Below are 255 nucleotides of genomic sequence, written 5' to 3'. Positions count from 1 at the left end.
GATGGTAAGTATGTGGCTAAATTGAATGCAGATGGTAGTCATCAAAAGACTGGTCCAGCTATTACACTGAGGGTAATGGCGGGCGATACGATCAGCATTGGTGTAAATGCGTTCTTCAAATCTACCGCCCGGAATAAAAGTAAGCATCCTCTTAACAAAGGTATCGCCAATCAGTTACTGCAATCGCTTCGGGGTATTGGTGTGGGTGTCAACGGACATAATAATCCGGCTACCACCGGTGATATGCCGGCGCTA

1 protein-coding gene is annotated in these 255 nt (G+C 46.7%); it reads left to right on the top strand.

Annotated features, from left to right (window positions below; all coding sequences use genetic code 11):
* On the top strand, positions 1-255 hold a 255-nt coding region (locus KW844_RS29555; RefSeq protein WP_218380247.1), incomplete at both ends, for a hypothetical protein.

Origin of the sequence: Chitinophaga sp. sic0106 (assembly GCF_019219075.1) — a bacterium.
GTDB lineage: Bacteria > Bacteroidota > Bacteroidia > Chitinophagales > Chitinophagaceae > Chitinophaga.
The sequence above is the reverse complement of the archived record's forward strand: the minus strand, read 5'-3'. Positions and strand labels throughout refer to the sequence as shown.